The following is a 24464-nucleotide window of genomic DNA, read 5'->3' on the forward strand; positions in this document are numbered from 1 at the left end:
CGGACAGTTCAGTTACAGAAGCGTAACGCATAAAAGTACGATTTTACAGGCCACGACATAGGTCTATTCAGGCGCAATTCGGTTAAATCAAAGGTAATTCAGTTTCTTGGTGACCCAGAATAGAATTTCAGCCAACACCGAAATCGCGCCCGCTTCCTCGGTGATAACCAAGCCCGTACCAGATGCACCCAATCTGGTCTCCTTCGCACTCTGATCATCAGGAATTTCTGCAACGACAATAAAGTCCGTCGCGCCAATCAACTCGCGGAGTGAAGGAAGCCCACTTCTGGCATCCAACGCCCCTTCGCTGGTAGCGGTTGGTATGTCCGAAATCGTGGCTTCAAACTCCGTCCCAGGTATACTACGCAACGCAACACGAATAGTATCGCCCACGGATATGTTTTGCAGACTACTCAAGGGAAGTGTCGCAACCAGAACCCTGTCGCCCGATACAACAAAATTGATTGCCCCTTGGAGGGGCGAAACCCGGTTTCCGGGGCGCAGGGTCAAGCCTGTCACCATGCCATCTGCAGGTGCGCGCACGACTGTTTGCTCCAATGCCCAACGCGCCTGGATCAGCAAATTTTCTACTTCGGCAACGCCAACATCGACCCCATCCACTTGGGCGGCAATACGCCGTTCAAGACCCGCCTTCCGCGCGTTTGCGGCGCGCAAGCCCGCCTCAAGTTGCTCTATCGTAGAAACGGCTTCCTGAAGCAGGAACTCGGTGGACGCTCCCCGTTCGGCGAGACGGATAATGTCATCGCGACGCGCCACGCCAAAATTCAGTTGCGCGGACAGTGAGGCGATGTCAGCCTCAGCCGCCTCAAGGTCGTGACCCAGCTGATCTGCCTCAGATTGGGCAGAGGCCAGCGACGCTTCAAGTCGAGCGACCTCAGCGGCGAATTCCGTATCATCTATTCGGAAGAGAACCTCCCCCTTTGATACTAGCTCATTAGGCTCTGCCGCGACTTCTGTCACTGGCCCCGCAACACTTGGAGCAATACTGATCACTGCGCCTTGGACCGAAACCGTCCCGCTTGGTGCAGTGTGGTTCAGCGCGCCGATAACCACCAACGCAATCACGACACTACCGCCATAGATGAAGGTCTTTGAAACCGCATTCCAAGGCAGTAGGCGGAATTTGGAGAACACCACCCAGGCCAGGCCAAAATACAGCGCCAGAACGATCAGCATCTCAGATACTCCACTGGATTCATTGGACGAGGAACCGAAGCATCTAAGCTTACTAAAGACACACAAGACCAGGTTCGGCCTACCAGGCCACTACGCAGTCTCCAGTAGCGTATCTGAAAGAGTGTGCTCGGAAAGCGCCCCTGGTGCGCCAATTGCAACAAGCCTTGTTTCGGGTTTACGCTCACCCCACACTTCATCCCGCGCGATGTCCATTCGTTTACCGACGACCTGCACAAGAATGCGATGATCCGGATCCTCCTCACTGAAGACAAACCCCTTGAGACGATAGACATCGCCGGGAAGCTCACGAATAGCGCTGCGGAGAGAGGATAGGCTTATCGGGTGTTCAGCTTTCATCATAGTCGTCGAAAAGCTGTCTGAATGGTCAGCGTGGTGGCAACCACAGCCGGGGCCATGTTCATGATGGTCAGGTAGTTCAGTTTCCAATTGTTCCGACGCAAAGCGGCCAACTGACAGAAGTATGTCCAGAGGGACGTTCGCATTGACAGCTTCGACCAAACGATAGCGACGGAAGCGAGAGCCGAGCCAATCATGCACCTTCTGAACAGTGGCCCTGTCGACAAGATCAACCTTGTTCAAAATAACCATGTCCGAGAACGCAATTTGACGGAGCTTCAGTTCCATTTGTTCCGGCGCGGCAAATACCTGTTCCGCATCGACAAGACACATGAGGCTGTCCAGGCGGATCATGTCCCGAAACTTTTGATCTGTAAACGTCATCGCGATTGACGATGGGTCCGATACTCCACTTGCTTCAAGGACGATGTATTCCGGTTTTTCAGGCCGGGCGAGAACGGCTTCCACTGTTTCGATCAGGTCATCACGTATCGAGCAGCACACGCAGCCATTCGCCAAACTCATCACATCATCTTCGAGGCCGACAACCAAGTCGGCGTCGACGTTTATGGATCCAAAGTCATTTACAAGAACCGCAACCCTCAATCCATGATTGCCTGTCAGGATCCGGTTCAGAAGTGTTGTCTTACCGGCTCCTAGAAAGCCGGTAAGGATCGTCACAGGGATCGCAGAAGTCGAACCAAATTCAATCATTGCCCGATCTCCCCTCAGTCTTCATCGCGCGAGCCGATTACATCGGAAACTTTTATTGTAAAGTCCTGCGGCCATTCCCCACCGGGTGCGCGGAAAACGTCAGTTGGGTAGTACTCGCGTGGATCAATCTCCATATCTCGATACTTCTGGTCTTGCTGATCAGCTCGGGTAAGCCTTGGATTTGGCAGTGTGATTTCATCAGGAAGCTCAATGCGCCCGGCCTCGGCTGCTGCGGCAAGTTCGCGGAATGGTGGTACTGTGCCGGATTTTCCGGGCAGTGCAGCTTTCCGGTACCAGATCGCATCCTTGGTCACGTTTACGACCGCCACATCGAGCCCCCATTGGAACAGGCCATCGTAGTGGGCGCGAATACCAGCCAGCATTTCAGCGTCGATATCCTCGTCCTGAGTGTAGTGGGTCACCATTCCAAGACGTGGGCGAGTGTCTGCAAAAAGCTTACCCACGGCATAGTGGGAGGTGTGATGCGTATCGATGGTGTAGTTGAACAGATCCTGTGGGATACCGTATTTGTAGGTCATCAACTGACCGATATCCTGTCCCGACATTTCGGTTACAAAGACATCGACGCCTTCGCCGTATTTCCGCGATAACTCGTCCGGACGACCATCACCTGTCCAAACAAAGCTAAGTCCATTCCAATCGAGCCGATACCCAACTGCACCGTCCTTGGCGTGGCTGCGCGGCCAGGACCGAACAGTCACACCGTCTTGGTCATATACGATGCCGCCTTCTTGGCTGAAATCGAACTCGTTGACCTCGATCTCATAGCCGTCACCAATCGGGAATACGTCGAACGCTTCAAGATGCCACTTGAGCATCTGCTGCATGCCTTTGACCATCCCCGCCGTTCCAAGCTCGGGTGTCCGACCGGACGGGCCGTGAATACGAAGTGGAGTGTAACCACCAGACCAAGCACGGAATGGGTAGATGTACGGAATATCGGCATAGTGGTCGACATGCAGGTGAGAGATGAAGATGTCGTTGATAAGCTGCCCCGGCACCTGCATGGCAATGATGTTGCGGACACACCCGGATCCAAAGTCGAAAAAGAACCTTTTTCCGTTACCCAACTCGACCATAATACAGGTACCCGCCTGATCTTCACGCGGCGGATACGGTGTCGAGCCACAGAATGAGATGCGCATCTCATCTGGCCCCAATTCCTCACTCAGTGGAAAATAGTTCGCGTTTGAGCCTGTCATGTACTTCGTCGGGCGGAAATACTCAGGCAAAGAGATACCACCTGCAGGTCGCCCACCGTATGGGTTCTTGAGCGTTTCTCCCAGCGGGCCGTCTCCTTCGTGGGCCTCGGCACTTCCTGCCGCAAACCCAGCCGCCCCCGTCGCGGCTGCTCCAGTGGCCAGGCCCTTAAGAACACTCCGCCGCGACGGGTCTTCAATTTGGTCTGTCGCCTGAACCTGTTTGTCGTTCAGGTCTTTTCCATTGTCTTCCTTGGTCATGGGTTGGTCCTCAGCTAGAAGTATCCTAAAGGCTGCGCTTCACCATCCGGCGAAGCTCGTTCACGAGTTCAGATTTTATGTGGGCCCATTCCGCGCGCTCTGAGGCTGTGATCGATACGTCATCCAGCAACTCTGAAGCTTTCTTCAGGTCTTCGATAACCTCTTTGAGCAACGCATCCCTTTCGGTAGGGCCTGAGAGCACCTCGGACAGTTCTGGAAACTCTTCACTCAGCTCCACCGCCACTGGATAAATCCCGGCTCCCACTATCTATTCTCACATCGAGATGAGTGTGGTTGACCGTTTGGGCCAAGTGAGTCACCGTGAGTTGGGGGTGAGTTTGCCTTGAACAAAGCTAATGAATTGCCGACAGATCAACCTGTTGGACAGCCGTCGCCGGATCTTGTCCGGGAAGCACTGGAGCGTGTTGTATCGAGCGACGAGTTTCTATCCTCGCCCCGTCTCCAGCAATTTCTTACGTACGTAGTCGAGGAAGCTATCGCGGGTCGCGGGCCCCAGATCCGAGGCAAAGCTATTGCTGTAGAGGTCTATGGGCGGCGCATTGATGGCACCGGCGGCCAAAACCTAGTTCGCGTCGAAGCCAGGCGGCTGCGTCGGCTGTTACGCGAATTTTACGAAGATCAATGGGACGGCGAAGGGGTTCGCATTTTTGTCGATCCTGGCGGATACAAGCCGCGGTTTTCCTACGAACCACCGATTGAAGACGACACCTCAACTGCGTGGAATGGCGATGAGCTTGGTATGTATCGGCGTTTACGGCAGCTGCTGCCAGCTGGACTGGGCCTCCTTGCGATAGTCGCTGCATTTGGCATCTGGACGAGCCAAAAAAACACAGAAGTATCGCCAACGGTTCAATCCATTGAACAAGCTGAGCGTGCAGCACTTGGTGAGCAGTCTTTGACAAGACTCCAGGCGGCTAACCTTGCGGATCAAGCCCGTGGTATGTTTTTTCCGGTTTTTGACGTCAAACGCCAGCAAATAGCCCTGGGAATGTTCCAGCACGCGATGGAACTCGACCCGGCTCTGTCTGATGGCTATGCCGGATCATCGCAGGTCCTGGCGATTTTGGCGGTGTTGTCGCCGGATGAAGCGGAAAGGAATGAACTCTTCAATCAAGCCTCGGAAATGTCTGGTAAGGCGCTTGAATTGTCCCCTGCCGATGCGTGGTCAAATGGCGCAAATGGTTGGGTTCTGGCTGTCAAAAACCAGCCAACCGAAGCATTGAAATACACAAGAATGGCTGTCGAACTGGCGCCGAAGGATGGCCACATTCTCGACCTTGCAGGCATCACAGCCATCATAGCCAACGCCCCGGACCTTGCGGCCGAGGTTAGCAACCCGGAGAGACCCAGATCAGGATCTGGCAGGTTCGGCGCAAGAAACATCTGGGGCGTGTCGCAACTTATGCTCGGGAACTATGAAAATGTTGTTGAAGCTTTTCAAGGGGCGCCCGCTGCCGGAGCACCGGTCAGTGCCCCTTCACTCTTATTCCAAGCCGTAGCTCACGATCAGCTGGGAAACTCTGAAGAAGCACGACGGCTCGTCGCCGAAATGCACAGGACATGGCCCGAGTTTCCGTCCGAGTTTCTTGCCGACAGAATTTTCTACAACGACCTCAACACGCGGAACATGATTCTCGAAACTCTTAGCAGATAGTAGGAAAGGCGAGCGCGCGCATCATTTGTCTTCATCGGGCGGTGCTTTCGCACCTGAACTGAAGGTCCCCCACGATGGAAGCTTCACCCCGATATCATAGACGAGCAGGCCATAAAGCGCAGTCGCAAGAGGAATGCCATTCGCTGCAATCTCAACGATTGATCCGGTCACAAAGCCATGCGCCATCCACATGGAAAAAGATGTCATCGCGCCAAGCCTAACAGCCATCGCGGAGTCACGGCTCAGCAATGTCAGGGAAAGCACCGATGTGCCAACAGCCGGAAGCAATTGTGTAAGGGATCGGCTCAACAAGAACGAAACCGAAACAGCAGACGCCCCGACCGCAGGCAATAGATGAAGCGGATTCTCAAACGTGAAATACGCTGCGATCCAGTAGAGCAGAATGAAAAAGATGATGATCGGGTTTCGATACTTTTGACTGACAACACTCGAAACAATCAACTGCACAGCAATCAGCCCGGCGATAATCGCCGCGAGGGGCACGCCCAGTGCCACGTAGTGAGCCACCCAGAAAATGTTCGAAAACCCCAGAAATAAGGTAAGTCTATTTCGCTCTTTTGATCTGGCAGAGAAAACTTGAAAGCCAAAAGCAATCGCCCCGAGGAGTTGTGCCAGGATATATGAGACTGAAATCAAAAAACACTCTCCTCTTTGTCATGTTGCATCATTGCTCGGGTGGACCCTCATAAGGATAGTGTCAGGGAAAACTCATCCTGCAATCCTTCCTGTCCTTCGGGTCGAAAAAGATCACACAACGACGAAATCTGTAGAGAAATGACCATCCAGAGCGTCGCTCGACGGAAAAATAGGCAATTGTGACGAAGGCAGAGCAATTGAACGAGTTAAGGCTTGCGGTTTACATCCGATATTGGGAGCGAAGTTTTTTGGCTCAGTGCGGTCTATTCCGCTTCGGCTTGAGACGTCTCATTCCCTACGATTGCTTCGAGAGCACTACGAGGCGCGGCTTGCAGAACCGCAATCCGTCAAACCTAGGTCGCATAGAACCCATACTTTGTTGCCAAATCCAGACATTCCGGCAACGGACGAAGACCGTCTGAAGCGGAAGGCGACATAATGCAAGCGGCTGCGGCACTCACAGCGTATCTCAAGGAATCCTGCAGGTGGTGCTCGTCATGCAATCCCAAAAGGAGCCCAGCGGCAAACGCGTCTCCGGCACCCAGCTTCGATTGAATCAGCGAATGAGGTAAACAAATGGCGGGCTGAGTGTAACGAACTCCGTCAGGGCCAACACAGACCGCCCCAAATTCAGAATGAAGCACAACGGCTCGGCGAACCCCGAGCTCCAGTATTTCTTGGGCAAGGCCCTGCATCTCGGCGAGCTCTGCGGCCGCTCGGTCAGTTTTTCGTCCGATCAGCCAACAGGCTTCTATCTCATTGAGGATCAAAAAATCCAAATGTGGTGCAGAACTTGCGACGATCTCGCGAAACTGCGGGTGCTGACGGCTGACCAGATCAGCGACCGTCGTCATCCCGGCATCGCGCGCAGATTCCAGCACACGGCTGGCAGAAGTGCTGCCGTCGGCACCGCGCGCATCTAAAGCTCTGAGCATCGTCAAATAGCCAATGTAAAAGATCTTCGAAGTCATCCCCACGACCTCGGAAGGATCTATGTCGAATTGGTCATTCGCGCCCGGATAGTGGAAGAAGGTTCGCCTTCCCGTGGACTGGACCGACATCACGTCCGTCCATGAGGTGCTCTGATCAGGAGAAACCCGAAGCCCGCTGGTGTCTATGCCATGGCGCTGACAGTCTTCGAGTATCCAACGTCCGTTGCTATCGTCCCCCAAAAGTCCCTTTGCAACCAAGGGAAAGTCAGCCCCCAATGCAGCAAGATCGCGAAGCAGATTGTAAGGACCCCCGCCGTTGAATTGCGATTGCGATCGCACCAGCGTCAACTGATCCTGGGTCGGGTACTCATCAATGATCTTGACGTGATCAACGACATAGTTGCCTGCTGCGATCACGCCGCTGCGATGCAATTCGCGCATGCGATTTCCCCTTTTTTTTACGGCGCAATGGGGCGCTTTATACCCAGCTTTGAATTGGGTTCGCGAATGTCAAGTTTGGCCGCGTCCCTTGGGTCTTTGCTTTGACGTGGTCGTTAACCACTATCACAACGCTGAGCTGCAAGAAAATCTGCAGATCGCGGGCGATGCCATCGCATGGTTCAACCTGTCGCTTCTCCGATCCGGAAGCATTGACTTTTGTCAGCTTGCACCGGGCTGGAAACTGCTCTGGGCAGCGCGAAGGAGCGCGCAATAACCATGTCCGTCGTCACAACCCGGCAGCTTGAAGATGCCCTTCGCGATCAACAGCGCACCCAGGATAATCCGCTCGCCATTCACCTTCACGATAACCTCGTCCACTTGAAAGGTCGTTGGCCGAGATATCACTATCTCCAACGATTTGTGGGAGAAAATGCGGAGCGTGCCGGTTCCCGGGGAGCGTTGAGCCACAACTCACGACCTGAGTGCATGCCCCCACCCTGAACTGCGGGCACAGCAGACGTTCGCATGCGATGCAACAGACGGGTGTCGGCGACCCCACAATTTGGATGAACACCGCCATTACCGGCGACTTCTGCTTCCCACTGCGCACGGCGTTCAGCGACAGTGTCCGTATCTTCCAGAACCGGTGCATTGAGCTCGTTTACGTTAAGGTCAGCGATGATCTCGTCACCGTCTTTGATCAAGGCTATTGGCCCCCCAAGCGCCGCCTCCGGCCCGACATGACCGATTACCAGCCCAACCGATCCGCCCGAGAAACGCGCGTCCGTCATCAGGGCAACCGTAATTCCCCGCTCACGACACAGCGTCGTGATGCGCGCCGTGGCATCCAGCATCTCTGGCATGCCAGGTGCACCCGAAGGTCCCTCGTATCGGACAATGATCATGTCCTTGTCTTCGAAACCCAACGGATTGGTATCGAGCATCTCGAGCAAGCTCGCCTCGCCTTCAAAGACCCGCGCCTTGCCTTTGAATACGTTGTTCTCGAGGCCACGCTCCACGCCTGCCAGCTTGAGGATGGCGCCGAATTCGGGCGACAGGTTGCCGCCCAGCAGGCGCAACCCTCCCGTTTCCTTGAACGGGGCCGAAACGGGATAGATCACTTTTCCATCCGGCGCAGCAGCGCCCAGTCGTTCGACCTGTTCGGCCAGGTTTTCGCCGGTGCAGGTCGGGGCATCACCGTTGACAATACCGGCGTCTATCAGTTCCTTAACGATCACCTGCACACCACCGACCCTGTCGATATCCACCATTGAATAGCGGCCATAGGGGCGCGCGTCGGTTAAGACCGGAACGACTTTCTGCGACCATTCGTTGAATTCTTCTGGGGTTACAATTTCCTTCCAAAAATTCGCATAACCCGCTGCGCGCGCGATTTCCGGCGCGTGCAGAACGACATTGGTTGAGCCACCGATCGCCATCGCGACAGCCAGTGCATTGCGCAGCGAGTCACGGCCGACGATATCCCTCGGACGTGTGTCATTTTCGATCAGATTTGCAAGGTAGCCCACCAATTGTGATGGGAACTCTTGCATACGGCGTGGATCGTCAGACGGCGGTGCGACCATATGCAAAGGTTGCATACCCAACACGCCGATGAAGGTTTGCATTGTATTGTATGTAAAGATACCGCCACATGATCCGATCCCCGGGCAGGCAATACAGGCAATACGCTTGCGGTAAGCGGCGTCCGCATTTCCGGCAACCTGGTAAGCCGAGATAATATCCAGCATTTCGCCGGTCTCAGGGTCCTTTGAGGGATGAATGGAACCGTCCGACATCATGATGGCAGGCTGGTTGTGCTCCAGCAATGCGGCCAAGGTTCCTACAGGCGGTTTATCACATGCTACAACAGCGATCGTTCCACCCAGCCCGGAGGCGGAGAGGTGTTCGGAAAACACATCATTGGTCACTTCGCGTCCAATAAGAGAATAACGCATCTCGCGCGTGCCGTTGCGAATGCCGTCGGACGTTGCGATGGAATACTCTGGCTGGACCAGGCGCATGGCGATCTTGCCGGCGTCCTTGCCAATCTGGTCTCGCAGAGCCGCGTGAATCGCCTCTACTTTTGGCTGCACGCCGAGATAGCACTGGCTGTCGCCCTTCGTGCCCACAACACCAATAGAGGGCGCGTGGATCAATTCCTCATCCGTACCGAGTTCACGCGCGATCCCGTAAGCCTGGGAATTACGCCCGGGATGGTTGTCGATCAGCACAGGGTTCTTGGCCATGGGTTTCCTCCGAAATTACGCGATATCTCTTTTGACTGAAGTTGGCCGATCGGGTCGCCATTCAGGTAAATCCAGATGCAACAGAAGGCCTTAGAGTTCGTTTTTACAGAAGCCTAATCAAGTTGTTTCGTCAATGAAACTTAAAACGCTGAAACGACTTTGACAGGAGCAAGGGGGCTGGGTCTTCAGAATCAAACTACGTGTGCCGCCTCACCGTTGATGTTTACGAATTGAAAATGAAACGCGACGACTTTGCATCTCAACCGGCTAGTGCCGTTCCAAGTGATGGGTTCATAGCGTTTGTGTCTAACTGTTCGGCCCAAAGATGCCTTTTATCTACCGATCAACATACCATGTTGCGGGCCGCATAGCTGCCGTTCGCTGTGCTTGCACTATGTGGAAGGTGGTCAACGTTTCAAGAGCGGACATATCAGTCGTTGGCACGTTACAGATTGCTAGTGAAAACCTTACCAGACATGATGGTAGAACATGAAGTGGTGAGGAGTTCTGTAGTTGCACTATTTGAGAACATCGGACGATCGTTTCGTGGACCTGCCCGGTTATGCATATGCACCGAATTACGTTGATGATCTGCCGGGCTATGAAGGAATTCGGGTTCATTATGTGGATGAAGGCGCCGACGATGCACAGAGAACGTTCTTGTGCCTGCCGGGAGAGCCAACTTGGGCCTACCTCTATCGTCGCATGATACCCATTTTTTCGAACTCTGGTGCGCGGGTGGTTGTGCCCGACTGGTTGGGTTTCGGAAGGTCAGACAAACCTACCAACGACGCGGTCTACACCTTTGACTTTCACCGAAAGATGATGCTTGCCTTCGTGGAGAAACTGGATCTTCAGAACATCACATTGGTTGTACAAGACTGGGGCGGCATCCTGGGACTGACATTGCCAATGGATCAACGCGACCGTTATTCCCGATTGATCGTTATGAATACGGCAATCCCCGTCGGAGACGATCTCGGAGAAGGCTTCAAAAGCTGGAAAGGCTATGTGGCAAGCCGGCCAGACCTGGATTGCAGTGCATTGATGAAACGGGCCTGTCCACATTTAACTGAGGCAGAAGCGCAAGCCTATGAAGCACCGTTCCCCGACCAACGCTACAAGGCAGGTGTTCGTCGCTTTCCGCAAATGGTGATGATTGAGCAAGGGATGGACGGCATCGAGACAGCAAAGCGTGCCCGAAAGTTCTGGCAATCTGAATGGGAGGGAGAAAGCTTCATGGCCGTCGGAGCCAAGGATCCGGTTCTGGGCGTCCCAGTGATGAACCAGCTGCGCCAGATTATCAGAGGCTGTCCGGAGCCGATGGTTTTGGAGGAAGCTGGGCATTTTGTGCAAGAGTGGGGCGAACCGATTGCTCAGATCGCACTAAAACACTTTGGCGACACCAGCAGTGCAAAGGACGACTAACCCTGCCGCGACGGTAAGCTTTGGGTCTACTTCAGGTTCCATTCCGGACCTCGGTGCTGTTGCAGTACAAGCCCCCGCCCCGCTGTCAAGCGGATGATCTCAGGACTTGGTTTTAGAGTATTTGAAAGAGGCAGGTCTGGTCATGGGCGAAAGCTCCTCAACACCCCTACCCGCTCGAGTAAAGTTCTTCTGACAGTGCCAGCCCAGCAACTACCACCAAATCAATGGTCTAGAACCTCGTTGGACTAAATCACAACCCGGCTCGTGACTTCCCAAGTACCTCTCTGTTCACGATGTTCTCTGGGGTGTCCCCCTGCAACAAACGGGCCACCTCGCGCGGCGCTCCGTGCTGTAAACCTTCGAACGCCTCGACCGAATACCAGGCGGCGTGGGGATTCAGGATGACATTGTCTCGGCCATGCAAAGGATGTTCCGGCGGCAGCGGTTCAGGGTCTGTCGTATCCAAGGCCGCGCCGGCGATTTCCCCATTGTCCAAAGCGGCAATCAGGGCGTCAGTATCAATTACCGGTCCGCGGGAGCAATTGACGATCACGCAATCCGAACGCATGGCGCCGAAGGCTTCGCGCCCGATCATGCCCCGCGTCTGTGGCAATAAGGGGGCGTGAACCGAGACGAATTGCGAGGTCGCATAAAGCTCCTCCAGTGTCACCTTGCGTCCGGGGGCATCAAATTGGCCGCTGTCCACGAAAGGATCGAACCAGACGATATCCATCCCGAACCCATTAGCGCGTTTGGCCACCTCTCGGGCAATGTTTCCGAACCCGATCAGGCCAACTGTGGTGCGAGATAAACGCCGCAAGGGTTTGGCGTCCATTACGGCCCAATGCCCGGCGCGCACACGGCGGTCGAGATAGGCAGTTTTGCGCGCTGCTGTCAAAAGCAGTGCCATCGCGTGATCGGCGACCTCTTCGATGCAGTAGCTTGGGTTGTTGGTTACAATGATGCCCGCCTCGGTCGCTGCATCCAGATCAATTGTATCCACACCAATCCCGTAACGGGCAATGATCTTGCATTTGTCCATGCGGGCCATCGACTTGGCCGTGATCGGCCCGGCATAGGTATTGAGCAGGGCATCGCAGGTGCTGGCGGCCTCCAGAAACTCATCCTCAGTCTTTGTTTGCATGGCAATCAGTTCTGCAGTCTTGCCAAGGATTTTCTCCTCGATATGCAGCGAGTCCCAGACGAAATCGGTTATTACAACATTGGCTTTGGTCATGGGTCCCTCGTTACTGTGCTGCTGCGCCGAACAGGTGTTTGCGGCTTTCTTTGCTGACGGTTGGTTTGGTGTTGATGGATGTTCCGATCTCATAGCTGCGCTTGACGGCGGGACGCTCGGCAATCGCATCATGCCAGCGCTTGAGATGCGGGAAATCCGCCATGTCCTGCCCCTGTTTTTCGTACAGGATGATCCACGGCCAGCACGCCATATCGGCAATCGAATATTCACCAGCGATAAAGGCGCGGTCTGCAAGCCGTTTGTTGAGTATGCCATACAGCCGCCCGGTCTCCGCCACATAGCGTTTCTGGGCGTAAGGCACCTGCTCTGGGGCGTAATGATTAAAGTGATGGTTCTGGCCCAGCATCGGGCCCAACCCGGCCATCTGCCAATACAGCCATTGCAGCGTGTCCCATTTGCCCTTTGGGTCAGTGGGTAGGAATTTGTCGGATTTCTCGGCCATGTATTCCAGCATGGCCCCGGATTCAAAAAGCGAGATCGAGGCACCGCCGCCGATGGGATCATGATCCACCATGGCTGGAATTCGGTTATTGGGTGCAATTTTCAGAAAGTCCGGGGCGAACTGCGCCCCTTCCGAAATATTGATGGGCTTGATCTGGTAGTCGAGGCCACTTTCTTCGAGAAAAATAAGCGGTTTGTATCCGTTTGGAGTTGTCCAGAAGTATAGATCAATCATGGGCTTTCCTTTGGTGGGTCCAGAACGCTGAATGCGGTCTCGACGATGTCATCCATCCATGGGCTGAGATCGGGGTTGCGTGACAACACGCGTAACCCCTGTGCGGTGTTGACCAGATGCCGGGCGAGGCTGGAGGCGGACCGTTCCGTGGTGAACTGCCCCATCTCCTGCCCACGTTTGACGAGGATTTCGAAGACGGTTTCGATGATCGAGATGCCCTTGGTCAGACCACGTGCGGTTTCAGCGTCGCGGCCCGTCAACTCGATGGCAGTGTTGGTCAGCAGACAGCCCGGACCTTTCGTGCCGGTCGCAGTTTTTGCCAGCCCGGCAAAATGTTCGCGCAGCGCAGCCCTTGGGTCGCTGGCGTCACTGAGGCTACCCAGGCGACCATCCTGAAGACGCGTGCAGTAGAGATCGAGTGCCTTATGGAACAAAGCTTGCTTGTCCCCGAACGCAGCATAGATGGCCGCACGGCTCATCCCCATGGCCTCTTCCAGCGCGCTGAGTGAGGCCCTTTCAAAGCCGTTCTGCCAAAAGACCTGCATGGCCGCCAACAGCGCCTCATCGTGGTTATGGGTGCGGGGTCTGCCCATTATTCATGCTCCTTAATTATCAACCGAAAAGTATTTTACGGCCGATATCATGCCCCCGATACGGTGTCACCCGCGCCACCCGTCAAGAAAACTCAGAAGTTCCGCATTCACCCGTTCCGGTTGTTCCTCCTGTGGCAGGTGCCCACATTCCGGAATGGCCATCCCACGGACATCACGACCCATACCCTTCCAGATATCCAGAACGTCAAACATGCCGCCCACAAGCTCGAAATCCCGGCCCCACAGGCTGAGGATCGGGCAGTCAATCAGGTGATCTGCATCCTCAAGATCCTGTGCTAGATCCTCTGCCCCTGCCCTATAGTCGTTGAAGCCACCACGCAGCGCGCCGGGTTGACTGTAGGCCCGGACATACTCGGCCACTTCCCAGTCCTGCATCATGTCCGGGTCGTAGGACCATGTTGAAAAGAAATGGCGTAGCCAGATTTCCTCGCGACCTTGGATCAGCGCTTCGGGCAGGTCTGGCACCTGGTTGAAAGTAAAGAACCAATAACCCTTGGCAACTTTCGCATCCATCGCGGTAAAGACGACGCGCGTAGGGATGTTGTCCATCACAACCAACCGGTCAATTGCATCCCGATGATCCTTGGCAAATCGGGTGCTGACACGCGCGCCGCGATCATGGCCAACCAGCGCGATCTTTTGATGCCCCAAATGCGCCATCAACGCACGGATATCGGCAGCCATAGTGCGCTTGTCATATCCGGTGGCGGGTTTTTCACTGTCCCCATACCCGCGCAGGTCCGGAATGATAAGCTTGTAGTGCTGCGACAGCGCGGGCACCTGTTTGCGCCACGCAAAAGACGTCTCAGGCCAGCCGTGCAACAGGTAGACGGGTGGGCCGTCCCCGGCCTCCATCCAGCTGATCTTGATGCCATTGATCCGCGCGCTGTGCCGAGTCGTTCCCGCGATCTTCATGGTGTCCCCCAAGCCTTGACTGTCTGCCGCTGCTGACCCAGCCCGTCGATGCCCAGTTCGATGACGTCACCTGGCTGCAGGAAAACGGGGTTCGGCTTTATTCCCATTCCCACGCCGGGCGGCGTGCCAGTGGCGATGATGTCACCGGGTTCCAGTTGGTAGAACCGCGAGACGTATGAAACGATCTGCGGCACACTGAAGATCAGCGTATTTGTCGAGCCGTCCTGATAGGTTTGGCCGTTCACCTTCAGCCAAAGCGGCAAGGCACCGGGGTCGGCGACCTCGTCCCTCGTGACTAACCAGGGCCCGACGGGGGCAAAGCCCGGAAAGCTCTTGCCTTTGGTCCACTGGCCGACCCGCTCCAGCTGATACTCCCGCTCGGACAGGTCATTGACCACGCAATAGCCCGCCAGATGCGACAGCGCGTCTGCCTCATCGATATACAGACCACCGGTCCCGACGATCAGGCCAAGTTCCACTTCCCAATCGCTTTTCTCAGACCCCTTGGGCAGGGTGACATCGTCAAATGCCCCGGTCGCCCGGCACCCTTTCAGAAAAATGATCGGTTCCGCAGGTGCGTCCATGCCTGCCTCGGCCGCATGGTCCGAGTAGTTCAGGCCAATGCATATGATTTTGGAGGTGCCCGCCACCGGCGGCCCCAGGCGCACCGGTTGATCAAGCAGCGGCAAGTCCGCCGGGTTCAGATTGGCAAGCCGCTCAAGCCCTGCGTCCGACAGGACCTCTCCGGCGATGTCATCGACATGCGCAGACAGGTCGCGCAACTGGTTGTCGGCGTCCACCAATGCGGGTTTTTCAGCACCCGGCTGGCCATATCGGACAAGTTTCATGCGTATTCCTTCAGATTTGCGGTGGGCAGCCGTCGATGGCGACCAGATGAAAGATTGCGGCGTTGTCGCGATATCGGATGATTTCCTGATATTGGTCCGAGCGGTAACAGGCCAAAGCGGTCTCAAAATCCGGGAATTCCGCGACGACCAGTTTCCGCCCGTCTTCCGGACCTTCGAACGTCTGGCTTTCGCCGCCGCGTACGATGTGCCGCCCTCCGAATTCCTTCAAAACGGCGGGCGACCGTTTACCATATTCTGCAAACGCTTTGGGATCATTCACATCGACCCAGACAACCCAATAGGCTGGCATTACTCTTTTCCTTTTCCATTGAGATAGGCGCCAATCTCGCCCACGATGCCGCGGCGAAACACCAGAACGCAGATGATGAAGATGGCCCCAAGCGCGACCTGAACCGGAAAGGCCGAGCCCGCGAGGATGTGTTCCAGCCCCACCACAAAACCTGCGCCGACCAGTGGGCCGAACACTGTGCCCAATCCGCCCAGCAGGGTCATCAGGATGACCTGACCGGACATCGTCCATTGTACATCTGTCAGGGTCGCAAGTTGGAACACGATGGGCTTGATGGCCCCTGCCAGCCCGGTCAGCCCTGCGGACAAGGTGAACGCCAGCAGCTTCAACCGGTCGACACGATAGCCCAGCGAAATCGCACGCTGTTCATCCTCGCGGATCGCCTTGAGCGCCTGACCGAACGGGGAATGGATCGCGCGCCAGACCACCCAGAAACCGATCAGAAAGACGCCAAGCACCGAGTAGTACATGGCATAATCCGAAGTCAGATCGATCAGACCAAGAAGGTGCCCGCGTGGGATCGCCTGTATCCCGTCCTCGCCACCAGTAAAGGGGGCCTGAAGGAACAGGAAGTAGACCATCTGCGCCAGTGCCAGCGTCACCATGGCAAAATAAATACCCTGACGGCGGATCGCGATTGCGCCCATCACAGCCCCCATGAGTGTGGCCGCGAGTGTTGCCAGTATGACGGCCAGTTCCAGCGGCAGGCCCCAGGCTTTGATCGCGTGAGCCGAGAAATAGGAAGCCCCGCCGAAGAAAGCGGCGTGCCCGAAGCTGACCAATCCCCCGAAGCCGATCAATAGGTTAAACGCTGTTGCGAACAAGCCGAAGATCAGGATCTTGATCGCGAAGATCGGATAGATCATGAACGGCGCTGCCATCAGAAGGCTGATCCCGACGCCCAGACCCAGCTTGGTCAACGATGTTGTGCGACGCGTCTCAAATGCCGTGCTTGCCATGTCAGTGCGCCTCTTGTCCGAACAACCCGGTGGGCCGGAGAATCAGAACGACACCCATCGCCACGAAGATCACGATATTGGCCGCCTCGGGGTAGAACACTTTGGTGAGGCCTTCGAGCAGCCCAAGCCCATAGCCGCTGATGATGGCCCCCTCGATCGAGCCGAGGCCACCGATCACCACGACCGCAAACACAACGATAATCAGGTTGGCTCCCATGGTCGGATTGACCTGAAAAATCGGGGCTGCCAACACGCCCGCAAGACCGGCCAGACCTGCGCCCAACGCGTATGTCAGCGTGATAAGCATCGGAACGTTGATGCCAAACGCCTGCACGAGGGACGGGTTCTCGGTCGCGGCCCGCAAGTATGATCCCATGCGCGTGCGTTCGATCAGCAGCCAGACGGCCAGGCAGACAAGAACCGATGCGACGATGACCCAGGCCCTGTAATTGGGCAGGAACATGAACCCAAGATTCTGCCCGCCCTGCAATGCATCCGGGATTGGATAAGGCTTGCCCGATACGCCGTAGAAGTACCGGAACCCCCCTTCGAGGATCAGTGCGATACCAAATGTCAGCAGCAGCCCGTACAGGGGATCGAGTGTGTAGATACGCCGGATCAGGCCGCGCTCCAGCACCGCGCCGAATGCGCCGACGAGCAGCGGCACCAGAATGAACGCGCCCCAATATCCGATCCCGGCATAGGTCAGCAGGAACCAGGCCGCAAATGCGCCCAGCATATAAAGGGCGCCATGGGCAAAGTTGATGACACGAAGCAGGCCGAAGATCACCGCCAACCCAAGGCTGAGCAAAGCGTAGAAAGACCCATTGATAAGCCCGATCAAAAGCTGTCCAAAGAGGACCGCAACCGGGATGCCGAAAACCTCACCCATGGTCACGCCTCAATTGCTGAGCGCGCAGCCAGAGGCTGCTTCGGACAGGAAGGCGACCTCGCCGGGAATGGTGCGGATCAGGTTGTAGTAATCCCAGCGCCCGCTGCTGTCGTCAGGCGACTTAACCTCGGCCAAATGCAGGTCATAGACCATGCGACCGTTCGACAGGACTTTGCCGCCGTTTGCGAAGAAATCGTCGACCTCGGCCTCTCGCATCTTGGCCTGAACGGCATCGGCATCGTCCGTTCCCGCGGCCTCAACCGCTCGCAGGTAATGCAGGGTGGCAGAGTACACACCGGCCTGAATGGCTGTTGGCTTGGCCCCATGCTCGGCTTCAAATCGTTCAGAGAATGCGCGGGCTTCATCGGACTGATCCCAGTAGAACCCGGTGGTCAGCTGCAGGCCCTGCGCCTGATCCAGCCCGATTGAATCCACGTCGGTCAGGAATATCAGCAACGAGGCCAGCGCCTGTCCGGTCTGCGTGATCCCAAACTCGGCCGCCTGCTTGATCGACGTCGCGGTATCTGTACCGGCATTGGCAAGACCAATGACCTGCGCCCCTGACGCCTGCGCCTGCAGCAGGAAAGCAGACAAATCCGCCGTATTCAACGGGTGGCGCACCACGCCAACAACTGAACCGCCATCACCATCGACAACCTTCGAGACCTGTTCTTCCAGAGAATACCCAAAAGAGTAATCGGCGGTCAGGAAGAACCAGGATTTACCCCCGCCCTCAAGCACCGCTTTGGCAGTGCCGACAGATTGCGAATGCGTATCCCAGACCCAGTGAAACCCGTAGGGAGAGCACGCCTCACCCGTCAGACGGGTTGTGCCCGCGCCCGTAGTGATATTGATCTTGTTCTGCGCGCGCGCCAGTTCCTGCACGGCCAGCGCAACCGAGGAATTGCCGATATCTGTCACCATATCGACGCCGCCGATATCGAACCATTCGCGGACAAGGTTGGTAGCGATGTCAGGCTTGTTCTGGTGATCTGCGGCGACGATCTCAATCGGTGCGCCCAGAACGGTTCCTCCAAAATCTTCGACAGCCAGTCGCGCCGCCACTTCGGAACCGGGGCCCGACAAATCGGCGAAGGGGCCCGAGCGATCTCCGATCACTCCGATCCGAACGACATCATCTGAAACTTGAGCCGACGCCATTGTTCCCAAAAGACCCGCGGCCAATGCAAAAGTGCATAGGTTTTTCATTACTTCCTCCCTAATAGGCGTGTATTCACGCCCGTTTCACAGACCCAGACAGGCCTGAACGTCCTCCATTCTGTGATCCATTTCCGTTTCCGGGATGCGTTCGATCAGGTGACCGTCTTCGACCAGGTAATGCGCGTCAGCGACCGACCGGACAAAGCGCAGGTTCTGTTCCACAAGCAGGATGGTGAAGCCCAACTCTTTCAACTTGGCGACGGCGGCGGCGATCTGATCGATAATGACCGGTGCAAGGCCCTCGGTCGGTTCATCCAGAAGGATCAGGCGCGCGCCTGTGCGCAGAATACGCGCGATGGCCAGCATCTGCTGCTCACCACCCGAAAGCTTGGTGCCAAAGCTCTTGCGCCGTTCCGCGAGGTTGGGGAACAGCTCAAACAGCTCATCCGAAGACATACCGCCTGCCGCGATTTTTGGCGGCAGGTACAGGTTCTCTTCAACGGTCAGGCTTGCAAAAATCCCGCGTTCTTCGGGCACGTATCCAAGCCCAAGGCGCGCGATCTTGTGGGGCGGCAGGCCGATTGTCTCTTGCCCCGCAATGCGGACCGAGCCTTGCCGTTGCTTCAGAATGCCAGTGATGGCGCGCAGGATTGTGGTCTTGCCTGCACCATTACGGCCCAGCAGAGTTGCGATTTCGCCTTCCTTGACTTGCAGGCCCGCGCCGAAGACAACGTGGCTTTCGCCGTAAAACGCGTCCAGCGCCTCGATTTCCAGCAGAGCCTGCATCAATGCGCCCCCATATAGGCTGTGCGCACATCCGGGTTTGCCGAAACCTCAGCATAAGTGCCTTCGGCCAGTTTTTCACCGCGTGCCAGAACGGTGATCTGATCGCATAGTTCCGCCACAACGCTCAGGTTGTGCTCGACCATCAGGATCGTTCGACCCTTGACTGCATCGCGAATAAGAGCGGTGACCCGCGCGATGTCTTCGCGCCCCATACCCGCCAGCGGCTCGTCCAGCAGCATAACGTCGGGTTCAAGCGCCAGCGTTGTCGCCAGTTCCAGAGCACGCTTTCGGCCATACGACAACGTGCGGGCTTCTTCATGGGCCTTATCAGCCAGCCCAACGTCCTCTAACAGCGCCATGGCGCGCTGGTTCAGATCGTCCAGAACGCGTTCCGAGGTCCAGAACCGGAAAGTCAGCTTGGTTTTCGCTTGAAGACCAATCCGCACGTTTTCCAGCAATGTCAGATGCGGAAAGGTGGATGAAATCTGGAATGACCGCACCATCCCCTTCCCAGCAATCTCTGCTGGCTGGTCCTGGGTGATATCCTGCCCCATCAACAGAATTTGTCCCTGCGTCGGCTGCAGAAATTTGGTTATCAGATTGAAACAGGTCGTTTTGCCCGCGCCGTTGGGTCCGATCAGCGCATGAATCGTGCCGGATCTGACCTGCAAGTCGATGTCGCTCACAGCGAGAAAGCCTCCAAAGCTTTTGCTGAGCGAACGACATTCCAAGGCAAACGATGAGTTGTTCATTTTGTTTATCTACTGATATGTTTTGTAATCTGCCGCGCATCTAAGCGCGGCAGCTAAAAGTCAGATTAAGCCGCCGCAGTGTCCGACTTGGACCAGAGGTTTTTCTGGAACGGGGCGTCCACTTCGGTTTCGGCCAGGTGGTTCTGATAGTTCGAGATCACCTTGTAGGCGATCGCAACGATGATCTCTTGGATCGTGCGTTTGGTGTACCCGGCATCCAGCATCGCTTGCTGATCTGCTTCATCCACCCATCCACGCGACCGGGTGAGCTTGGCCGCAAAACTGCGCAGTGTTTCCAGCTTGGAATCCGCGATTGGGGCGCCCGTCCGAAGGGCTTGCAGGATGTCGTCAGGCATCTGCTCCATCTGGGCGATCGTGGAATGCGCGGCCATGCAATAGTGGCACTCATTTTCATAGTTGATGGACAGCAATACGATCTGACGTTCCAGAACAGAAAGCTCGGTCTTGGCGAACAGGTCACCCAACAGTTTATAGGCTTCCAGCATCACCGGGCTTTCAGCCATGATCCCATGCAAATTCGGAATGAACTTGTATTTCGCCAGACTGTCTTCAAGCATCGGCTTCGTGTCTGCTGGCGCGGTTTCAACGGAATAGATTGTGTAGTCCATGCGAGAGTCTCCTGTCGGTTTTCTGCTTTTTATTATCAACTGATCAGTTTGTAAATAGGCTTTCGAATTACCCCACGGTTAAGTTACCTTCAGCGGTTTATTTGCACTGTCCAAGAACTCGACCGTCGTAAAGCACAGAATCGAGGACCCTGTGTTTTCAAGATCATGTGTCATACTCTCGCCTGCACCGAACTGGAAATGCCGTGTCATGTGCTTATCGTACTCCATCTCGACGACCCGCCCGTCAGCATATTCAGACCGTGCACGCCCGGCCGTCGTCGCCGTCCAGAAGTAGTCTAAGACATGGGTATGAAAGGGCAATCTCTCACCCGGCTGCAATGTGATCTCCCATACACGTACCCGCTCGGACTCGCTCACCAAAGTGGATCCGACATGGCCATTCGAAGTCGCACGCCGCTTTTCTTCATCTCGACCGGGATTGGGCTTGCTTCCTATGGATTGCGATGCATCAGACATGCTAGTGTATCCTTGTGCCAAGTGGTGGCGCTGTCAGCCAATCACTTTAATTATCATATGATAATAAATTTGGAAAGACGAACCTTGTCCGACAAGACATGCAATACGCCCAGCGCCAGTCCTCGCAAACGAATGAAAAAAGGCGAGCGCCGTCAAAAGATCATTGATGACGCAATTGTCTTCTTTGCTGAACAAGGCTTTGACGCGTCGACCAGACAGTTTGCGGACTACGCAGGTATCGCACAACCGCTTCTGTACAATTATTTCCCGTCGAAGGACGCACTTGTCGAGGCTGTATATGAGCAGGTTTATGTGGATCAATGGCGACCGGAGTGGGACCAGATTCTCGCTGACCGAACCCGCCCCATCGCTGATCGCCTGAACGCATTTTATCTGAGTTACGTCGAAATCATCCACGACCCGGAATGGATGCGCCTCTATCTGCAGGCAGGCCTCAAATCGTTGGACATTAACCGGTGGTATATCGCCCTGGTCGAAGAGCGGGTGATTCGCAGGATTATTCGCGAGCTTCGGATCGAGCACGACGCACCGGACGAAGCTCAAACCCCGATAACGCCGGGAGAGGTTGAAATGGTTTGGACCTTTCACGGCGGCTTATTCTACCACGGCGTTCGCCGTGAAATCTTTGGCGTAGAACGAATGGCCCCAAGCCCGACCGCAATCGACACGTCTGTTCGAATGTTGATTGCCGGTTCAGCAGATGTGATGGCAGGCTTGACTTAAACTTATCAACCGATAAGTAATATAGGTATTCCACGAGGGAGGATACCTATGTCTGCACTGTTTGCGCCCATTGAAATGGGCGATCTTACTCTGAGGAACCGAATTGCACTGGCACCACTGACCCGGTGTCGGGCCTCGATGCCAGGTTACGTTCCCACACCATTGATGGCCGAGTACTATGCGCAACGCGCCGGTGGTGGGTTTCTTGTCTCAGAGGCGACGAACGTTTCTGCTATGTCAAATGCGTTTGACGGTGCCCCAGGCATATTCACAGCAGACCAGACCGAGGCATGGAAGCAAGTCACCAAAGCGGTCCATGACAAGGGCGCGCCGATCTTTTGCCAGCTTTGGCACTCTGGCCGGGTAACAAATGACACCTTGCTTCATGGAGAAGCCCCAATTGCGCCGTCGGTCACGGATGCACGGGAAGAGCTGCAGGTTTATGCGCTGGACCGTCAGGGATATTCCTACAAGGTTTCAGCCTCTCTGCCGCGTGAGATGACAGCCGAGGACATCGACGCCACAATCGATGAGTACCGGCAAGCCGCCCGCAACGCCAAGGCTGCGGGGTTTGATGGCATCGAAGTACATGCGGCCAACGGGTATCTGCTGCATCAGTTTCAATCGACCGGGACCAATTTGCGCAGTGACGCTTATGGCGGGTCGATCGAAAACCGCATCCGGCTGACACTGGATGTCGTTGATGCCGTCGCTGAAACTTTCCCAGCGGGTCGGATCGGCATCCGGTTTTCTCCGCTTGCGAAATACAACGATGTCGGGGACCCCAACCCCGCCCCCACCTATCAGGCTCTGGCTGCAGAACTACAAACACGCGGCCTAGCCTATATACATCTCGGCGACACAAATGCCTGGATGGGCGCACCGGATTTGCCCGAACTCATCGACATGATCCGACCCGCGTTTAAGGGCACGTTAATCGTAAATGGGGGCATTGAGCCCGACGCGGCCGAGGCGCTGGTCGCGTCTGGGCAAGCCGATATCGTCGCCTTTGGGCGCACCTATCTGGCAAACCCGGATCTACCGGAACGTATCCGGCAAGGTGCCACTTTGAATGAGCAACGACAGGAAAGTTTTTACGGCTACGCTCCGGCCGAGATCGGCTATACCGATTACCCGGCCCTTGAGACAGTTGCATAGAGCAATGGGTAAATCTGCGGTTATAATTGGCGGCTCTTTGGGTGGGTTGTTTGCGGCACATGCCTTGCGGACAACAGGCTGGGACGTGTCGGTGTTTGAGCGCAGCAGTTCCGAATTATCGGGGCGCGGGGCTGGCATTGTCACCCACCCCGAGCTGTTCGAGACCATGGCGCGTGTCGGACTTGATCCCGAAGCAAAAGTGGGCGTTCCAGTCTCGCGCCGGGTTTGTTTCAATACCGATGGAACGGTGGCACACAAACTGCCCTATCCTCAAATCGTCGCGTCATGGGATCAGCTTTATCGACTGCTGCGGGGATCTTTACCGGACGAATACTATCATCTGGGCGCAGGTCTTTCTGACCTCAGGCGATCAAATGGCCAGCTCATTACGCGGATCTCGGACAGAGATGTACCTTCCGATCTTGTGGTTGGGGCAGACGGTATACGCTCGACCGTGCGAAACCTGTTGGCGCCTGACATCAAACCCATTTACGCCGGTTACATCGCATGGCGCGGTCTGGTGGATGAGGCTGATTTAAGCCCCGAAACATGTTCTTACCTCATGGATAGCTTTGCGTTTTCGCTCCCCCCAGGCGAGCAGATGCTGGGTTATCCAGTGCCGGGACCAATGGGTACTGATCAAGTCGGACAACGGCGTTTTAACTTTGTGTGGTATCGACCGGCACCTGCAGCTGTCTTGAAGACTTTGCTGACAGATCAAAACGGAAAGGTCTGGCACGACGGAATTCCGCCGCACTCTATTCGTGCCGACGTGATTGGGGAAATGCGGAAAGACGCTGAAAGGCTTTTGTCGCCGCAATTTCAGGAAGTTGTCCAGAAAACCGCGCAGCCGTTCTTGCAGCCTATTTTCGACGTGTCCGGCAAAAGGTTGTGGTTTGACGGAGTCGCCCTGATCGGAGACGCGGCCTTCGTCGCGCGCCCTCATGTCGGCATGGGCGTCACCAAGGCTGCAAGCGATGCGCTGGCTTTGGCAGAATTCGCCGAAACCGGGGACTTTGACCGATGGGGCAACATACGTCAGACAGCCGGGGCTCAAGCCGTTGAACGCGCGCAAAGGCTGGGCAAAGCAATAGGTCTAGAGGGCAACCAAGAAGTAACGCAGGTCCTGCAAGAAACCGCGGCAAGTTTCTGAG

Annotated in this window: 26 protein-coding genes; 5 read left to right on the forward strand and 21 right to left on the reverse strand. The window is 55.8% G+C overall.

What is annotated here, in order from left to right; all coding sequences use genetic code 11:
• Nucleotides 1-87 precede the first annotated feature (87 nt).
• From ACR0KM_RS17085 to ACR0KM_RS17100, 4 genes are all read right to left on the reverse strand, one after another.
• A complete protein-coding gene (locus ACR0KM_RS17085; RefSeq protein WP_480860575.1) occupies nt 88-1197 on the reverse strand; it encodes an HlyD family secretion protein in 1110 nt (369 codons plus the stop codon).
• Between the two features lie 90 nt (nt 1198-1287).
• On the reverse strand, nt 1288-2268 hold the full coding sequence (locus tag ACR0KM_RS17090) for a CobW family GTP-binding protein (protein WP_480860572.1): 981 nt from the start codon (nt 2266-2268) through the stop codon (nt 1288-1290).
• 14 nt (nt 2269-2282) lie between these two features.
• Entirely contained in the window at nt 2283-3749 is a 1467-nt protein-coding gene (gene gntH, locus ACR0KM_RS17095; RefSeq protein ID WP_480825626.1) for a guanitoxin biosynthesis MBL fold metallo-hydrolase GntH, read from the reverse strand.
• A gap of 25 nt (nt 3750-3774) precedes the next feature.
• Nucleotides 3775-3993 carry a hypothetical protein gene (locus ACR0KM_RS17100; RefSeq protein WP_480825628.1) on the reverse strand — a complete coding sequence of 73 codons (219 nt, stop codon included), beginning with the start codon at nt 3991-3993 and terminating at the stop codon, nt 3775-3777.
• Between the two features lie 99 nt (nt 3994-4092).
• Between ACR0KM_RS17100 and ACR0KM_RS17105 the strand changes: the two genes are divergently transcribed.
• Nucleotides 4093-5424 (forward strand): tetratricopeptide repeat protein, encoded by a 1332-nt coding sequence (locus ACR0KM_RS17105; RefSeq protein ID WP_480860568.1) that lies wholly within the window; start codon nt 4093-4095, stop codon nt 5422-5424.
• A gap of 21 nt (nt 5425-5445) precedes the next feature.
• Here the strand turns inward: ACR0KM_RS17105 and ACR0KM_RS17110 are convergent, their stop codons facing one another.
• The 4 genes from ACR0KM_RS17110 to ACR0KM_RS17125 all read right to left on the reverse strand — a co-directional run bounded on the left by ACR0KM_RS17110 (nt 5446) and on the right by ACR0KM_RS17125 (nt 9703).
• Complete coding sequence (locus tag ACR0KM_RS17110; RefSeq protein ID WP_480860565.1) at nt 5446-6081, reverse strand: YgjV family protein; 636 nt, start codon at nt 6079-6081, stop codon at nt 5446-5448.
• A gap of 353 nt (nt 6082-6434) precedes the next feature.
• Nucleotides 6435-7454: a carbohydrate kinase family protein gene (locus ACR0KM_RS17115; protein ID WP_480860563.1), complete on the reverse strand. Its 1020-nt coding sequence runs from the start codon at nt 7452-7454 to the stop codon at nt 6435-6437.
• A gap of 219 nt (nt 7455-7673) precedes the next feature.
• A complete protein-coding gene (locus tag ACR0KM_RS17120; RefSeq protein ID WP_480860561.1) occupies nt 7674-7832 on the reverse strand; it encodes a hypothetical protein in 159 nt (52 codons plus the stop codon).
• A 26-nt stretch (nt 7833-7858) separates the two neighbouring features.
• Nucleotides 7859-9703 carry a dihydroxy-acid dehydratase domain-containing protein gene (locus ACR0KM_RS17125; protein ID WP_480860559.1) on the reverse strand — a complete coding sequence of 615 codons (1845 nt, stop codon included), beginning with the start codon at nt 9701-9703 and terminating at the stop codon, nt 7859-7861.
• A gap of 513 nt (nt 9704-10216) precedes the next feature.
• Between ACR0KM_RS17125 and ACR0KM_RS17130 the strand changes: the two genes are divergently transcribed.
• The gene (locus ACR0KM_RS17130; RefSeq protein WP_480860556.1) at nt 10217-11131 is read left to right on the forward strand and encodes a haloalkane dehalogenase; all 915 of its coding nucleotides are present in this window, start codon (nt 10217-10219) and stop codon (nt 11129-11131) included.
• Nucleotides 11132-11381: 250 nt separating this feature from the next.
• On the opposite strand, the gene ACR0KM_RS17135 is transcribed toward ACR0KM_RS17130, so the two are convergent.
• The 13 genes from ACR0KM_RS17135 to ACR0KM_RS17195 all read right to left on the reverse strand — a co-directional run bounded on the left by ACR0KM_RS17135 (nt 11382) and on the right by ACR0KM_RS17195 (nt 21408).
• Nucleotides 11382-12368, reverse strand: a complete 987-nt coding sequence (locus tag ACR0KM_RS17135; protein ID WP_480860554.1) for a C-terminal binding protein — start codon at nt 12366-12368, stop codon at nt 11382-11384.
• Nucleotides 12369-12378: 10 nt separating this feature from the next.
• Nucleotides 12379-13065: a glutathione binding-like protein gene (locus tag ACR0KM_RS17140; protein WP_480860551.1), complete on the reverse strand. Its 687-nt coding sequence runs from the start codon at nt 13063-13065 to the stop codon at nt 12379-12381.
• Nucleotides 13062-13658 (reverse strand): TetR/AcrR family transcriptional regulator, encoded by a 597-nt coding sequence (locus tag ACR0KM_RS17145; RefSeq protein WP_480825641.1) that lies wholly within the window; start codon nt 13656-13658, stop codon nt 13062-13064. Before ACR0KM_RS17145 ends, ACR0KM_RS17140 begins: the two co-directional genes overlap by 4 nt.
• A gap of 66 nt (nt 13659-13724) precedes the next feature.
• Nucleotides 13725-14594, reverse strand: coding sequence for an alpha/beta fold hydrolase (locus ACR0KM_RS17150; protein WP_480860549.1), 870 nt, complete (start codon nt 14592-14594; stop codon nt 13725-13727).
• Nucleotides 14591-15442: a fumarylacetoacetate hydrolase family protein gene (locus ACR0KM_RS17155; protein WP_480860546.1), complete on the reverse strand. Its 852-nt coding sequence runs from the start codon at nt 15440-15442 to the stop codon at nt 14591-14593. The genes ACR0KM_RS17150 and ACR0KM_RS17155 overlap by 4 nt, the downstream gene beginning before the upstream one ends.
• Before the next feature lie 10 nt (nt 15443-15452).
• A complete protein-coding gene (locus ACR0KM_RS17160; RefSeq protein WP_480825647.1) occupies nt 15453-15752 on the reverse strand; it encodes a DUF1330 domain-containing protein in 300 nt (99 codons plus the stop codon).
• Nucleotides 15752-16711, reverse strand: a complete 960-nt coding sequence (locus tag ACR0KM_RS17165; protein WP_480865526.1) for a branched-chain amino acid ABC transporter permease — start codon at nt 16709-16711, stop codon at nt 15752-15754. Before ACR0KM_RS17165 ends, ACR0KM_RS17160 begins: the two co-directional genes overlap by 1 nt.
• Before the next feature lies 1 nt (nt 16712).
• On the reverse strand, nt 16713-17603 hold the full coding sequence (locus ACR0KM_RS17170) for a branched-chain amino acid ABC transporter permease (protein ID WP_480860542.1): 891 nt from the start codon (nt 17601-17603) through the stop codon (nt 16713-16715).
• Nucleotides 17604-17612: 9 nt separating this feature from the next.
• Entirely contained in the window at nt 17613-18812 is a 1200-nt protein-coding gene (locus ACR0KM_RS17175; RefSeq protein ID WP_480860540.1) for an ABC transporter substrate-binding protein, read from the reverse strand.
• Nucleotides 18813-18848: 36 nt separating this feature from the next.
• Nucleotides 18849-19550: an ABC transporter ATP-binding protein gene (locus ACR0KM_RS17180; protein WP_480860538.1), complete on the reverse strand. Its 702-nt coding sequence runs from the start codon at nt 19548-19550 to the stop codon at nt 18849-18851.
• On the reverse strand, nt 19550-20302 hold the full coding sequence (locus tag ACR0KM_RS17185; protein ID WP_480860536.1) for an ABC transporter ATP-binding protein: 753 nt from the start codon (nt 20300-20302) through the stop codon (nt 19550-19552). Before ACR0KM_RS17185 ends, ACR0KM_RS17180 begins: the two co-directional genes overlap by 1 nt.
• Nucleotides 20303-20367: 65 nt before the next feature.
• The gene (locus ACR0KM_RS17190; RefSeq protein WP_480825658.1) at nt 20368-20931 is read right to left on the reverse strand and encodes a carboxymuconolactone decarboxylase family protein; all 564 of its coding nucleotides are present in this window, start codon (nt 20929-20931) and stop codon (nt 20368-20370) included.
• 78 nt (nt 20932-21009) lie between these two features.
• Nucleotides 21010-21408: a cupin domain-containing protein gene (locus ACR0KM_RS17195; RefSeq protein WP_480860535.1), complete on the reverse strand. Its 399-nt coding sequence runs from the start codon at nt 21406-21408 to the stop codon at nt 21010-21012.
• Nucleotides 21409-21492: 84 nt separating this feature from the next.
• Between ACR0KM_RS17195 and ACR0KM_RS17200 the strand changes: the two genes are divergently transcribed.
• Genes ACR0KM_RS17200 through ACR0KM_RS17210 form a run of 3 tightly spaced genes read left to right on the forward strand, consistent with a single transcriptional unit; the run spans nt 21493 to nt 24463 of the window.
• Nucleotides 21493-22152, forward strand: a complete 660-nt coding sequence (locus ACR0KM_RS17200) for a TetR/AcrR family transcriptional regulator (protein ID WP_480860533.1) — start codon at nt 21493-21495, stop codon at nt 22150-22152.
• A 48-nt stretch (nt 22153-22200) separates the two neighbouring features.
• Nucleotides 22201-23310, forward strand: coding sequence for an alkene reductase (locus tag ACR0KM_RS17205; RefSeq protein ID WP_480860530.1), 1110 nt, complete (start codon nt 22201-22203; stop codon nt 23308-23310).
• Nucleotides 23225-24463: an FAD binding domain-containing protein gene (locus ACR0KM_RS17210; protein ID WP_480860529.1), complete on the forward strand. Its 1239-nt coding sequence runs from the start codon at nt 23225-23227 to the stop codon at nt 24461-24463. Before ACR0KM_RS17205 ends, ACR0KM_RS17210 begins: the two co-directional genes overlap by 86 nt.
• Nucleotide 24464 lies beyond the last annotated feature (1 nt).

The sequence above is a fragment of the Ruegeria sp. G10 genome (assembly GCF_056533645.1).